This is a genomic window from Microbacterium atlanticum, from assembly GCF_015277815.1.
In the GTDB taxonomy this organism is placed as follows: domain Bacteria; phylum Actinomycetota; class Actinomycetes; order Actinomycetales; family Microbacteriaceae; genus Microbacterium; species Microbacterium atlanticum.
Genome location: NZ_CP063813.1, coordinates 3295798 through 3309102, shown reverse-complemented (window position 1 = coordinate 3309102; position 13305 = coordinate 3295798). Strand labels below are relative to the sequence as shown.

The 13305-nt window shown below is 72.0% G+C and carries 12 protein-coding genes; 6 read left to right on the top strand and 6 right to left on the bottom strand.

The annotated features are described in order from the left end of the window. Positions 1-34 precede the first annotated feature (34 nt). Complete coding sequence (gene cofE, locus IR212_RS15150) at positions 35-817, bottom strand: coenzyme F420-0:L-glutamate ligase (protein ID WP_194396684.1); 783 nt, start codon at positions 815-817, stop codon at positions 35-37. A 90-nt stretch (positions 818-907) separates the two neighbouring features. Beyond that, positions 908-1414 carry a GNAT family N-acetyltransferase gene (locus tag IR212_RS15145; protein WP_194396683.1) on the bottom strand — a complete coding sequence of 169 codons (507 nt, stop codon included), beginning with the start codon at positions 1412-1414 and terminating at the stop codon, positions 908-910. A 227-nt stretch (positions 1415-1641) separates the two neighbouring features. On the opposite strand from IR212_RS15145, the gene IR212_RS15140 reads away from it, so the two are divergent. Further along, positions 1642-3087, top strand: coding sequence for an HNH endonuclease signature motif containing protein (locus IR212_RS15140; RefSeq protein WP_194396682.1), 1446 nt, complete (start codon positions 1642-1644; stop codon positions 3085-3087). Between the two features lie 84 nt (positions 3088-3171). Further along, complete coding sequence (locus IR212_RS15135) at positions 3172-3732, top strand: acyl-CoA thioesterase (protein WP_194396681.1); 561 nt, start codon at positions 3172-3174, stop codon at positions 3730-3732. 54 nt (positions 3733-3786) lie between these two features. On the opposite strand, the gene IR212_RS15130 is transcribed toward IR212_RS15135, so the two are convergent. Then, positions 3787-4101, bottom strand: coding sequence for a DUF7882 family protein (locus tag IR212_RS15130; RefSeq protein WP_194396680.1), 315 nt, complete (start codon positions 4099-4101; stop codon positions 3787-3789). 135 nt (positions 4102-4236) lie between these two features. On the opposite strand from IR212_RS15130, the gene IR212_RS15125 reads away from it, so the two are divergent. Then, entirely contained in the window at positions 4237-5022 is a 786-nt protein-coding gene (locus IR212_RS15125) for an EAL domain-containing protein (protein ID WP_194396679.1), read from the top strand. A gap of 15 nt (positions 5023-5037) precedes the next feature. On the opposite strand, the gene IR212_RS15120 is transcribed toward IR212_RS15125, so the two are convergent. Continuing rightward, positions 5038-5307 carry a hypothetical protein gene (locus IR212_RS15120; protein WP_194396678.1) on the bottom strand — a complete coding sequence of 90 codons (270 nt, stop codon included), beginning with the start codon at positions 5305-5307 and terminating at the stop codon, positions 5038-5040. Between the two features lie 42 nt (positions 5308-5349). Between IR212_RS15120 and IR212_RS15115 the strand changes: the two genes are divergently transcribed. Then, on the top strand, positions 5350-5652 hold the full coding sequence (locus IR212_RS15115) for a DUF7882 family protein (protein WP_194396677.1): 303 nt from the start codon (positions 5350-5352) through the stop codon (positions 5650-5652). Here the strand turns inward: IR212_RS15115 and IR212_RS15110 are convergent. After that, a complete protein-coding gene (locus tag IR212_RS15110; protein WP_194396676.1) occupies positions 5644-7596 on the bottom strand; it encodes a bifunctional diguanylate cyclase/phosphodiesterase in 1953 nt (650 codons plus the stop codon). The genes IR212_RS15115 and IR212_RS15110 overlap by 9 nt on opposite strands. 215 nt (positions 7597-7811) lie before the next feature. Between IR212_RS15110 and IR212_RS15105 the strand changes: the two genes are divergently transcribed. Continuing rightward, the gene (locus IR212_RS15105) at positions 7812-8453 is read left to right on the top strand and encodes a hypothetical protein (protein ID WP_194396675.1); all 642 of its coding nucleotides are present in this window, start codon (positions 7812-7814) and stop codon (positions 8451-8453) included. A gap of 59 nt (positions 8454-8512) precedes the next feature. On the opposite strand, the gene IR212_RS15100 is transcribed toward IR212_RS15105, so the two are convergent. Beyond that, positions 8513-9412 carry a LysR family transcriptional regulator gene (locus IR212_RS15100; protein ID WP_194396674.1) on the bottom strand — a complete coding sequence of 300 codons (900 nt, stop codon included), beginning with the start codon at positions 9410-9412 and terminating at the stop codon, positions 8513-8515. 147 nt (positions 9413-9559) lie between these two features. Between IR212_RS15100 and IR212_RS15095 the strand changes: the two genes are divergently transcribed. After that, on the top strand, positions 9560-13291 hold the full coding sequence (locus tag IR212_RS15095; protein WP_194396673.1) for a proline dehydrogenase family protein: 3732 nt from the start codon (positions 9560-9562) through the stop codon (positions 13289-13291). Positions 13292-13305 lie beyond the last annotated feature (14 nt).

Here is a 13305-nt window from a genome sequence, read left to right as displayed (position 1 = left end):
GGGCGGTTGCGCGCTGTTCGCGGCGGGGTGCGGCCTATCCGGCGCTGTTCGATCCGGATGCCGCGCCCGCGGCGAAGCCCTCGGCGTAGGCCTCGTCGGCGCCCAGCCGGAACATGTCGCGCTCCGGCGGCCGGACGATCGAGCGGGCGCCCGGGAGGTCCAGGGGCCCGACGAGGTCGGCGCGGCCGCGCACGACCGCGACCGGGAGACGGGCCGCCTTGCCCTTCACGAGATCAGCCGCCGCCGCGAGCTCGTCGCCGACGCACGGCATGGTGACGACGAGGGGCCGGCCCTCGGCATCCGTCTCTCCGCGCAGATCCTCGAATACCAGCACGCCCCCGGCGCCGATCGCGTGGTCCGTCTGACCTTCGCGCCACGCCCTTCCCAGGGTGTCCGAGACGATGACGCCCACCGCGACGCCCAGCCGCTCGCGCAGCCCGCCGGCGATGGCGCGCGCAGAGGCGTCGGGGTCGACGGGCAGCAGCAGGACGGTTCCCTCGGGGGTGTTCGACGCGTCGACACCGGCGGCCGCCGACACCATGCCGAGGCGGTTCTCGACGATGCGGGTCGTCGAGCCGGTGGGGGAGGTGCGGGATGCCACGACCCGCACGGTCTCGGAGGTGATCGCGTCCTCGCGGTCCTCGGCGACGACGAAGCGCCCCTCGGCCTTCGAGACGATCTTCGAGGTCACGATGAGGATGTCCCCATCGGCGAGCTCGCCCGCGGCGGCCGTCGCGATGACGTCGACGAGGTCGGTTCCCGCGGTGATCTCGGGGATGCCGTGCAACGGCCAGACGGTGAGGGCGGCGCGGGGCATGGGTCCAGTCTTCCCGATCCTGAGGGGGAGAACGCGACGGGGGCGTGACCGGCGGACCGGGCACGCCCCCGCGACGCGGGCTGCGACGGCTCAGCGCACGAAGCGCACCTCGGTGAGCGTCTCGCCGAGGAAGGGCTCGGTGTGCGTCGCACCGTCGAGCGTGAACCCGTTGCGCGTGTAGAACCGGTGCGCGCGGGGGTTGTCGTCGGCGACCCACAGGTACAGGCCCTCGCCGGACTCGACGACCGAGTCGAAGAGCTTCTGGCCGATGCCGGTGCCGTGGTAGGCGTCGAGCAGGTAGATGAAGTAGAGCTCGCGGAAGCGCGGGGCGTCCTTGTCACGTGCCGGGCCGGAGCCGGCGAATCCGACGATCTCACCGTTCACGAGGGCGGCGAACATCTTGAACTCGGGGCCCTGGACGGCCCAGTGGGTCCACAGTTCGGCGAGACGCTTGGGCGAGACCGCCTCGAGGGCGGCGCGGCTGATCAGGTGGTCGTACGTCTCGTGCCAGCACGTCGCGTGGACGCGGCCGAGGGCCTCCGCGTCGACGTCGCGCACCGGACGGACGACGATGTCGGTCTGGGTGTCGGCTTCCATGGGCCAGACTCTACGCGGCCGGGGGCGAGAGCCGAAATCGAGTGGACCCGTGGCGGGCGGGGCGGGAATGTCGGGCGGCGTCGGATGCCCCGGTCGCCGAACCCGTGCCGGCTCTTCCCTCCTCCACAAAGCGCCCCAGCCGGGTCTCATGAACCAGTTCTCCACCAGGCGGTTTCCGATACTGGCCAGGCGATTTCGATGTCGGAGGTCCCCGCCAGAATGGGTGCATGACGAACCTCGCCGATGCCCTTCTCGGGCTCGGCGATGCGCTCGCCGAGGTCACCGCGACAGCGTTCGGTGACAGTGGCATGGCGGCGTCGACCGACGCCGGCGTGCTCTCGGCTCTTGCGGCAGCGGGACGCGTTCAGCGCCTGGCCGAGGCGATGATGATCGCGGCGGTGGCTGAGATCACCGACCGTGATGCCGCCGTCCCGCACGCCGATCGCATCACGACGCGATACGGCTGTCGCAGCGCCGGTGAGCTGGTGCAGCGGGCGACGCGAGCCTCGGGACGAACGGCGGCCGAGGTCTCGAGGGCCGCGAAAGCGACCGCGCGGCGCCGTTCGCTCTCGACGGGTGAGGCGCTGCCGGCCGAGTTCCCCCGGCTGCGCGATGCGGTGGCCGGGGGACACCTCGGTGTCGAGGGCGTCGTGGCCGTGGTCGGTGCCTTCCGCAGCAGCGTCGGCCGGGCCGAGCTGCTCGCCGCCGACGAGGAGCTGGCGGCCGCGGCGCGAGGCGAGGGAACGGACGCCGCGCCCCCCGCCTCGGCGGACGAGCTGCGCGCCCTCGCGCAGGTGTGGGCGGCGTACCTCGACCAGGACGGCTCCGAGCCCGTGGAGTCGCGGGCGATGCGCCGGCGCGGATTCACGCTCGGGCGCCGCGCTGAGGATGGGCTGGTGCCGGTTCGCGGGCGTCTCCTGCCCGAGGTCGCCGCGCAGCTGCAGCTGGGGTTCGACAGCGTGCTGAACCCGAAGGGCGAAGGGGCGCCGCCCCTTGGCCCGTGTTTCGCCGAGACGGAAGACGAGGACCCTCGCCGCCGATTCGCAGACGAGGAGCCGGTCGGGGCGGCAGCTGACCAGCGCACGCACGAGCAGAAGCAGCATGACGCGCTCGCGGCGCTGCTCACGGTGGCGGCGGCCTCGGGTGAGCTTCCGATTCTGGGCGGTGCAGCGCCGACCCTTGTCGTGTCGGTGCGCGAAGAGGATCTCGCCGGCGGTCGCGGCTACGCACACCTTCCCGGCGGTGACGAGCCCATCTCGATCGCGGCAGCCCGGCACGTGGCGTGCGCCGGCGCGGTGCAGCGCGTGGTGCTCGCAGACAACGGCCGGATCGTCTCGATCCAGACCCTCGACCGCGTCTTCAATCACCACCAGCGCAAGGCGATCACGCTTCGCGACGGTCAGTGCGTCATCCCCGGTTGCCATGTGCGCCCGCAGTGGTGCGAGATCCACCACGTCGAGGAGCACTCGCGAGGCGGGCCGACGCGCACCGACAACGGGGTGCTGCTGTGCTGGTTCCATCACCGCACGATCGATTCCGGCGGGTGGCAGATCCGCATGATCGACGGCGTGCCGTATGTCAAGGGCCCGTACTGGTGGGACGCGCACGTCAAGTGGAGACCCGTCACGACGTCGCCGACACGACGACGAGATCTGATCGCGCTTCGCACCTGACGGCGGCGTCGGTCGGATGCTCGGGCTGTGCCGATCCCACAAGCGAATCTGCGGATCGGTCCCGGATCGCTACCATCGCTCGTCGTGAACGTTCTGTGGCGAACCCTCATCGTGATGCTCACCGCCCGGCGGCGCCTGCGCCGCAGCGGACGGCTCGGACCCGCCGAGATCGGGCGCATCCGGGTGACGACGCTCCCCACCGACATCGATCTGCTGCGCCACATGAACAACGGGCGCTACCTGTCGCTGTTCGACCTCGGCCGATGGGACCTGCTCGTCCGCACGGGGCTGCTCGACGTCATGAAGCGCTACGGCTGGTACGCGGTCGTCTCGAGCGAGACGGTGACCTTCCGCAAGTCCCTCAACCTGTGGCAGCGGTTCGACATCGAGTCGCGCATGATCGGGCATGACGACAAGGCCGTGTACCTCGAGCATCGTGCGGTCGTCGACGGAGAGGTCTACGCCCGTGCCATCATCCGCGCCCGCATGATGAAGCGGACCGGCGGCACGCTGTCGCACGAGGAGCTCTTCGCCGCGGTCGGCCGGCCCGAGGGCATCCCGGAAGTCGAGGCGTGGGTGCACGACTGGGCCGCGGCATCCGCTCTCCCGCCGACGCGCGCGGAGGCGCCGAGCGTCTGGAACTGACCCCGCTGTCGGCCGACGACAGACGGAGGGGTCGACGGCGCAGGCCGTGACCGGCTACGTGGTGCCTGCCGGCGCTTCCGGTTCGGGCACGATCGTCAGGCCCGCGGGCGAGTTCGCCGCCTTCGTGAGCGCTTCGACCCACCCGGGATTCAGGCGCGGCTGTCGCCCGCCGAAGTACTCGAACGAGAGCGACACGTGCGGGCTGAGCCAGACCGAGGTGCGCCCCAGGCCGCTGCGCATCGGGTCCGTCCACGTGAACGGGAAGGACTCACCCCGACGCAGCTTGGCCCAGATCACGGTCTGCAGGTGCGCGAGGATGCGGTCATCGAACGAAGCGGTGACCCTGGAGTCATAGGTGAGCGTGCCCATCGGATATACAGTAGCCTCCGATCGGCTCCCTCGGGCGTGGCACGGAGCCGGAGGGGCTTGGGCGTGCATTATAGCGATTCACCGGATCCGTGTCTGGTGTTGCGTCAGAAGGCGCACCTCCCTGACCCTGGTGAGATGGTCAGCACGCCTCAGCTCACTCGGGATCTGCGGACGGCTCTGTCGGCCGGTGCCCTGACGCTCGCGTTTCAGGGTCAGTTCGATCTGCAGACGGGTGGTCCCGCGCCGTCGGAGACCTCCGTGCCCGTCGGCGTGGAGGCGCTTTGCCGCTGGAACCACGTCACGCTGGGGGCGGTCCCCCCCGACAGATTCATCCCACTCGCCGAGCGCGGCGCGTTCCTCGAGGAGGTCGACACCCAGGTGTTCGCCCTGGCGAGCGGACATGTCTCCCGGTGGCGGAAGGCCGGGCACGCCATCGCCCTGGCGGTGAACGCCTCTCCCGCGCACTTCTCCGCGCGCTACGCGCACACGGTCCTGCGCCGCCTGGAAGAGCTGCAGCTCGATCCCGACGGCGTGACGGTCGAGATCACGGAGGCACCGCTCCCCCAGCTGCGCCCGGGCATGCTGTCGGCCATCGAGGCGCTGCGTGCGGAGGGTGTGGCGATCTCTGTCGACGACTTCGTCGCCGACGGCGACGTCCGGATGCTGGAGACACTCCCGATCGACGAGGTGAAGATCGATCGATCGCTCACCCAGCGCCGCGACGCCGCCGCAGAGGACGCGATCGCCGCCGTGGTGCAGAGCAGCGTCGCCCACGGCTGGCGCGTCGTCGCGGAGGGCATCGAGACGCTCGACGACTTCGAGCGGTCTCGCAACCGCGGCTGCCACCGTGGCCAGGGCTACCTGTGGGGGCTGCCGCTGCCGGCGGAGCAGATGGACGCCGTGCTGGCCGGCGACGCCTGAGCGCGGACCGTCCGGTCAGAGGCCGTAGTCGGCCACGTCGTCGGAGATCTCGTCGACCGGTGCACCGGCACTGGGCGCGGTGTCGCCGACCTCGAACTGCGACCAGGTCACGGGCATCCCCGGCGAGAAGAGGATGTCGACCCCGGGGCCGCCGCGCAGGGGAGGAACGTTGACGTAGCCGCCGCCCGCCTTGATCGCCTCGAGGATGCTGTTCTTGAGCTCCGTGACGGGGTCGGGGAGGAAGTAGTCGCGTCCATCGACAGTCAGCCGGTTCACGATCGCCATGGGCCCAGCGTACCTGCTGGCCGTGCCACGTAGGATCGTGGGGTGGGCACACTTCACTACGGCTCCCCGCCGGCGTCCTTCACCATCGACGACCGGGCGCTCGCGCATGTCGAGCTCGTCATCATGGCCAAGCTGCGTCGACGCGAGAACCTGTCGTTCGCCATCGTCGACGACAAGACATCCGTGCGTCAGGCGATGTGGATCTCGCCGGTGACGACCCTGCGCTTCGAGTACGAGGCGCCGATGCCCGAGATCAACCGTCTGTGGCTGCAGGAGCTCGTCGACACCGCGAACTCATCGGGGGGTCTGCGCATCGTGCCCGAGCCGGAGCTTCCCTCACGCTGAGACGCGGCCGCCGCCTCCGCGCTTTGCGCGGTACATCGCGGCGTCCGCGGCGTCCAGCAGCTCGCTCGCCGTTGCGCCGCGCTCGGCGGCGACGACGCCGGCCGACGCATGCACACGGATCTCGACGTCGCGCAGCACGATCGGCTCGGTGATCGCGGCCAGCGCCCGGCTCGCGACCGCGGCGGCCTCGGCAGGTCCCGCGTCGACGCACACGATCACGAACTCGTCGCCTCCCAGTCGCACGACCACGTCGGTCGTCCGGGCGACGCCGCTCAGGCGCCGGCCGATCGCGGCCAGCACCGCATCGCCCATCTCGTGCCCGTGGGTGTCGTTGACGATCTTGAAGTCGTCGAGGTCGAGGAAGACGAGCGCGACCGCCTTCTCGGTGCCGCTGAGGAGGCCGTCGAGGCGATCGTCGAGGTATCGGCGGTTGTGCAGCCCGGTGAGCGCGTCGCGCAGCGCCAGCTCGGCCAGCTCCGCCTGGGTGCGGGCCGCCATCGCGGAGCGGATGTCTTCGCCGAGGTCGTACGCGTCCTGGGCGTGGTCGCCCCACGGGAGGCTCCGGCCCATCACGCTCTCCTGCCACGCGGAGAACGATCGCCGCGGGGAGAGGGGGCCGTCGCGGTTCTCGGGTCGCTGATCGCCCAGCCACTCCACGGTGCGCGCGACCTCGCTGCGGACGAACACCAGCCGGTCGCCGTCGCTGCCGAGCGGAACGACCAGGAGCCCCGTGACCCCGGGGATCTCCACGGCCAGCTCCGGGCGCTCGATGGGCAGCGCCTCCCAGCGGAAGCGGCCCGGACCGAGCTCGTCCACGACGGCGAACAGACGCTCGGGAGGGGGGACGACGCCGACCGTCTCGACCGCATCGCCCAGCCGGAGCACCGCGCCGTCGGCGGGCACCACGTCCAGCACGGTGCGCTCCCCGCTCATGAGCACCGTCCCGGCATCGGCACGGCCGTAGAGCGGCGCGGTGAGGGCGATCCGCCGCTCCCGCGACTCGAGCTGGCGGCGCAGCTTGCGGATCTGCTCGGCCGAGGCGAGCTGAGAGGCCACCTGGGAGGCCAGCACCTCGAGAGCGCGGCGCAGGAGAACCGGAATGCGCCGAGGGGTGCGGTGGGCGCAGGTGAACATGCCGACCAGCTGGTCGTTCATCACGATGCCGAACGAGACCGTCGAGGCCTGGCCCATGTTGCGCATGAACTGAAGGTGGTGCGGCGACACAGCCCGGAGTTCGGTGAGGCCGAGGTCGAGCGGGCTCTCCTCCGGCAGCAGCGTGTGGATCGGTGTCCCGGCGTCCTCGGTGTCGGCGATGACGCGGGAGCGCTTCTCGATGTACAGCGACCGGGCCTGGACCGGGATGTCGGATGCCGGGAAGTGGAGGCCGAAGTAGGGCTCCATGTCGGGCTCGCGCTCGTCCGCGACGACCTGGCCGTGCGCGTCGTCGTGGAAGTGGTAGCACATCACCCGGTCGTAGCCGGTGATCCTCTTGATCTCCCGGGCGGCCTCACGGCGCAGCTCGTCCGGGTCGCTGATGCCTGCGAGCCGCTGGATGGCGCCGACGACGCCGGTGCGGACGTACTCTAGCTCGGGGACCACCGGCTCGAGTTCGAGCAGCAGCGGCGAGGTGCCGCGATGGGCGATGACGTCGTAGAGCGTGCCCTCGAACTCCGCCCGGACCGGGTCCACGGCGACGCCGTGGCCGATCGACCACGTGACCATCTCGCTCCCCGCCTCGCGCAGGTCGCGCCCCAGCCACGACTCGGCGTTCGCGCTCGCGGCCACGACGACGCCGGTGACCTCGTCGATCGCGAACAGGATGCCGTGCGACTGGATCGCGCCGATGGTGCGGATGGGCTCCGTCGAGCATTCCCGCAGGCGGAGCACCTCGGCGTCGTCGCCGGGAAGGTCACCGTTGAAGGTGAGAGCGGGTACGTCGGTCAACGCGAGGCCCTTCATGCTGCAATCGTGGGCGGACGGGGGGACTGCGCCGGCGAGTCTTCCCATCTTAGGCGGGCCGCTCCGACAGGCCAAAGGTCTCATCCCCGTGATAGCGCAGGCTCCTCGACGACGCAATGGGTTTGCGCGGACCCGCGCCCGCGCGCTTCGCTGACGGTGGTGGCGTCGGCACCCCGCCGGCGCCGGAGGGAGAAGGGGCCGTGGATACGACCACCCTGATCTGGATCATCGTCGCCGTCGTGGTCGTCGCTGCGATCGTCGTCGTGGCGCTGCTGCTGTCGTCGCGGGGCCGCCGGCAGAAGCGCGAGCAGGCCCAGCACGAGAAGGCGGAGAAGCTGCGTGCCGAGGCGCGTGAGACGGAGCTGAAGGCGCGGGAGCACGAGGCCGAGGTGGCGCAGGCCCGCGCGGACGCGGCGGCGGCGACGGCGGCCGCCGAGCAGGCGCGCGCACGCGCCGCGCAGGCGTCGATCGACGTGGAGAAGCGCCAGAGCACCATCGACGAGCACGAGGCCGACGCCGCCAAGCTCCGCGCCGAGCAGGCCGAGCGGCTGCGCAAGGCGGACGACGTCGACCCGTACGTCTCAGACGCCGGCCACAGCGCTCCTGCGGTCGATGCCGGTGACCGGCACACGACGACCGCCGCACGGGACATGCGCACGGACGAGCACGCCGATGCCCGAACCGCTGACACGCACTCCGGTGAGCGGTCGGGAACGCCCGTGGGCGTGTCGGACGACGGCATGCGGCGGGAGTACCGCGACGACGCGGTCGACGACACGACCGCCGCCCGCGGGACCGCTGCCGACGATGATCCTCGCACGAGGCGTCCAGACCGCGCCTGACGAGACCTCCGAGCGCCCGGGCGTGGCTCCCGGGCGCTCGCCGCGTCCGCAGCGCTCCGTCAGCCGGCGGTGCTGCGTCCCTGCGCCGGGAACGCGTCGCGCAGCGCGCCGCGCACCTCGGTGATCCCCGCCCGGCCCTGTGACGACGCCCGCTGGGCGAGGAAGATCTCACGCGCCGGACGGCCGGGGAGCTCGACGGAGGAGACCGGCGCCGGGGCGCCTCCCCATAAGAGGTCGGGCAGCACTCCCACGGCCTGGCCGGCGGCGATCAGGCGGGCGTGAGCCGACAGATCGGCCAGCTCGAAGCGGATATCCGGCTCGAATCCGACGGCCCGGCACTGCTGGACGGCCCACAGCCGGGCGGCGGTGCCCGCCGGCTCCATGACCCACACGCGGTCGCGTAGCTCGGCCAGCGACGCGGCGGGATCCCCGGCAGGGACCGCCACGCGCACGGGGTCGGTGCCCAGGCTCTCGCGGTCGATGCCCTCCGCAAGCGGGCGGGTGTGGCCGGGGTACTGCTCGGCGATCACGAGGTCGACGCTGCGGGCGGCCAGCTCGAAGAGTCCCTGCTCGGGCGGCATCTCGACCAGTTCGATGCGGAGGTGCCCGGCTCGGTCTGCCAGCAGCGCGAGCGCGGCCGGGACGATGGTCAGCGCCGCCGTCTGCATCACGGCGACGCGCACCGGAGCCAGTCCCGGATGGAGGGACTCGAGCTCGCCGCGTGCGCGCTCATCGAGGTCGAGGGCGCGCGCCGCGTGCGCCGCCAGGACCTCGCCGTGCTCGGTGAGCCGCACCCGCCGGCCCTCCGGAGCGAGCAGCGGCACGCCCGCCTCCTTCTCGAGCTGCGCGAGCTGCTGGGAGATCGTCGACGGGCTGTACGACAGCGCCGCCGCCACCGCGGCCAGCGTGCCGCGCAGCGAGAGCTCGTGCAGCAGGCGGAGCCGGCGGAGTTCGAACACGGGGCATCCCATCGAAGAAAACGAACGGTGAGAATCATAGTTGATCGCTTTTCACGAACGAATGGATGCCGCAGGCTGGGGGTCATGCAGCACATCGAGGTGCAGTCTGGAAGCGCACGCCGTGACGACCTGACAGCGGGAGAGCGAATGGAAGAGGCAGCCGGCCGGAAGCTGGCGGAGGATGCCGTCGCCCTCGCGGAGCGCTGGATCGCCGAGAGCGCCCAGGCCGACGTCGACCCCGCGGCCGAGCGGCTCGCCGGGGTGCTGAAGGACCCGCGGGGATTGCCGTTCACGATCGGCTTCGTGGACGGCGTCATGCGACCGGAGAGCCTGTCGGCGGCGGCATCCCATCTCCACCGCGTCGCGCCGCTGGTCCCGGGATTCCTTCCCTGGTATCTGCGCTCCGCCGTGCGGGTGGGCGGTGTCGTCGCGCCGGTGCTGCCGACACCCGTCGTGCCGATCGCGCGGCGGGTGCTGCGTGAGATGGTCGGGCACCTGGTCGTCGACGCGCGACCCGAGAAGCTCGGCCCGGCGATCGCGCGCCTGCGCGAGACCGGGGCGCGGCTGAACCTGAACCTCCTCGGAGAGGCCGTGCTCGGCGAGGACGAGGCGCTGCGGCGCCTCGAGGGGATCCACGAGCTGATACGCCGCCCCGATGTGGACTACGTGTCGGTGAAGGTCTCGGCGATCGCGAGCCACATCTCGATGTGGGCCTTCGACGAGGTCGTCGACAAGGTCGTCGAGCGGCTCCTGCCCCTGTACCTGAGCGCCGCGGGCGACCGCACCTTCATCAACCTCGACATGGAGGAGTACCGCGACCTCGACCTCACGATCGCGGTCTTCATGCGGCTCCTCGAGGATCCCCGGCTGCACCCGCTGGAGGCCGGCATCGTGCTGCAGGCGTACCTGCCCGATGCGCTGCCCGCACTGCAGCGCCTGACGGACTGGGCGCGCAAGCGCGTCGGCGACGGGGGTGCGCGCATCAAGATCCGGCTGGTCAAGGGTGCCAACCTCGCGATGGAGCGCGTGGACGCCGTCATGCACGGCTGGCCGCTGGCCACCTACGACACCAAGGTGGACTCGGACGCGAACTACATCCGCTGCCTCCGCTACGCCCTGCAGCCCGAGCACACCGCCGCGGTGCGGATCGGCGTCGCCGGCCACAACCTCTTCGACATCGCGTACGCGTGGCTGCTCGCAGGGGAGACCGGCGTCCGCGATGCTCTCGAATTCGAGATGCTGCTGGGCATGGCGCAGGGCCAGGTCGACGCGGTGGCTCGCGACGTCGGCCACGTTCTCCTGTACGTGCCGGTGGTCCGTCCCGACGAGTTCGACGTCGCCATCAGCTACCTCGTGCGGCGCCTCGAGGAGAACGCGTCGAGCGACAACTTCCTCTCGGCCGCGTTCGACCTCGCCGATGATCCGGCGATGTTCGCGCGGGAGCGGGACCGATTCCTCTCCTCCCTCGCGCGGGCCGACGACCCCCGACTCCTCACGGGTCCCCGCCGTCAGCAGGACCGGACCGCTGCGGAGGCCGTCGACGATTCGCCGGATGCCGCCCCGCTGACCGGATCGCGGGTGCGCCGCCCCGCCGAGCCGGAGGGTGACCTCGCACTGACGCAGGCGGTGCTGGGCATCGCGCGGACGGTGGCGGCGGACGGCGACACGGTGCCGATGGAGCGCGTCGTCCCCGAGCAGGTGTTCGGCGCGGACGCGTTCGTCGAGACCGCCGTGTTCGCGCCGCGCGAGTCCGGTGCCGCCGTCGCCGGCGCGCCCGGATTCGGCAACACGCCCGACAGCGACCCCGCCCTGCCGGCCAACCGCACGTGGGCGCGCGGCATCCTGACCCGGATCGCAACCTCGCGTGCCGGCGACGAGACGCTCGCGGCGGCCGCGGTCACCGACGAGGCCGCACTCCAGACGATCGTCGCCCGCGTCCGCGACGGCGCGGCCTCGTGGGGCGCCACCCCGGCTGTCGAGCGCGGTGCGGTGCTCGCGGCCGCGGCGCGTGCGCTGGAGGCCCGCCGCGGCGAGCTCATCGAGGTGGCCGCGTCCGAGACGGGCAAGGTGTTCGCCGAGGCCGACGTCGAGGTGAGCGAGGCCGTGGACTTCGCCGGCTATTACGCCGCGACCGCGCGCGAGCTCGACCGCGTGAGCGGCGCCGTGTTCGAGCCGGCGCGGCTGACGCTGGTCACCCCGCCGTGGAACTTCCCGATCGCGATCCCCGCCGGCGGCGTGCTCGCCGCGCTCGCCGCAGGATCGGGCGTCGTCTTCAAGCCCGCGCCGCAGGCCCGTCGCTGTGCGGCCGTCGTCGCGGAGGCGCTGTGGGAGGCCGGCGTGCCGCGCGACGTCTTGGCGCTGGTCGACATCGACGAGGGCGCGCTCGGCCAGGCGCTGGTGTCGCACCCGGACGTCGACCGGGTCATCCTCACCGGTTCGTGGGAGACCGCCGCACTGTTCCGCTCGTGGCGGCCCGACCTGCCGCTCCTCGCCGAGACGAGCGGCAAGAACGCGATGATCGTCATGCCGACGGCGGACCTCGACCTCGCGGCATCCGACCTCGTCAAGAGCGCGTTCGGGCACGCCGGGCAGAAGTGCTCGGCCGCGTCGCTGGCGATCCTCGTCGGCCCGGTCGGGCACTCGCAGCGCTTCGCGCGGCAGTTGGTGGATGCCGCCGCCTCGCTCCGCGTCGGACCGCCGTCCGATCCGCTCAGCGAGGTCGGGCCGGTCGTGGAAGCTCCGAGCGGGAAGCTCGAGTGGGCCCTGACGACCCTCGAGGAGGGGGAGAGCTGGCTGGTCGAGCCGCAGCCCGTGGACGGGGGCCCCGAGTACGCCGGAAGGCTGTGGCGCCCCGGCATCCGTACCGGTGTGCAGCCGGGCTCGCGATTCCACCGCGAGGAGTTCTTCGGACCCGTGCTCGGGATCATGCACGCGACGTCGCTGTCGCACGCGATCGAGCTGCAGAACGCCGTCGCGTACGGGCTCACCGCCGGCCTGTACACGCAGCACCCCGACGACCTGGCGATGTGGCTCGACCGCGTCGAGGCCGGCAACCTCTACGTCAACCGCGGCATCACCGGTGCCATCGTGCAGCGTCAGCCGTTCGGCGGCTGGAAGCGGTCGTCGGTCGGAGCGGGCGCGAAGGCCGGTGGGCCGAACTACCTCATCGGCCTGGGACGCTGGCGGCCGACCTCGGGGTCCCCGGTCTCGGGAACCCTCCACCTCCGCGGCCTGGACACCCGCATCGTGTCGCTCATCGAGGCGGCGCAGCCGTCGCTGGGCTACGAGGCGTTCGAGTGGCTCCGCCGCGGCGCGCTGTCGGATGCGATCGCGTGGGACCGCGAGTTCGGCCAGGTCAAGGACGTCTCGGGGCTCGGCATCGAGCGCAACCTGTTCCGCTACCGGCCGATCCCCTCGGTGGCCGTGCGCGCGACGGCGGATGCCTCGTGGCAGGCCGTGCTCCGTGTCGCCGTCGCCGGGCTCCGGGCCGGGTCCGCGCTGACCCTCAGTGCGCCCGTCGGCCTGCCGGCCGCGGTGCGGCGCGTGCTGGCCGACGAGGGCGTGGGCGTGTTCGTCGAGACCGAGGACCAGTGGCTGGAGCGCCTCACCCGAAGCGAGGACATCGTCGCGGCGGCCGCCGACGCCGATCCGGCGCCGCGGCCGTCACGGGTGCGCCTGATCGGACCGCAGGGCTCCGTCGCCGCGCTCCAGCGGCGACTGGCCGAGGCGACCGGCGGCGACCCCGACCTCGCAGTGTACGACAACGAGGTGACCACGGCGGGGCGCCTCGAGCTGCTGCCGTTCCTGCACGAGCAGTCCGTGACCATCACGGCGCATCGCTTCGGCAACCCCGACCCGTGGTCGGAAGGCGTCATCTGACGCGGCGCGCCGTC

Coding starts and splice junctions, on each gene's coding strand:
- IR212_RS15120 (WP_194396678.1), bottom strand. CDS start 5,307: ATGGCGATCGTGAACCGGCTGACTGTCGATGGACGCGACTACTTCCTC.
- IR212_RS15130 (WP_194396680.1), bottom strand. CDS start 4,101: ATGGGCACGCTCACCTATGACTCCAGGGTCACCGCTTCGTTCGATGAC.
- IR212_RS15140 (WP_194396682.1), top strand. CDS start 1,642: ATGACGAACCTCGCCGATGCCCTTCTCGGGCTCGGCGATGCGCTCGCC.
- cofE (WP_194396684.1), bottom strand. CDS start 817: ATGCCCCGCGCCGCCCTCACCGTCTGGCCGTTGCACGGCATCCCCGAG.
- IR212_RS15125 (WP_194396679.1), top strand. CDS start 4,237: ATGGTCAGCACGCCTCAGCTCACTCGGGATCTGCGGACGGCTCTGTCG.
- IR212_RS15095 (WP_194396673.1), top strand. CDS start 9,560: ATGGAAGAGGCAGCCGGCCGGAAGCTGGCGGAGGATGCCGTCGCCCTC.
- IR212_RS15145 (WP_194396683.1), bottom strand. CDS start 1,414: ATGGAAGCCGACACCCAGACCGACATCGTCGTCCGTCCGGTGCGCGAC.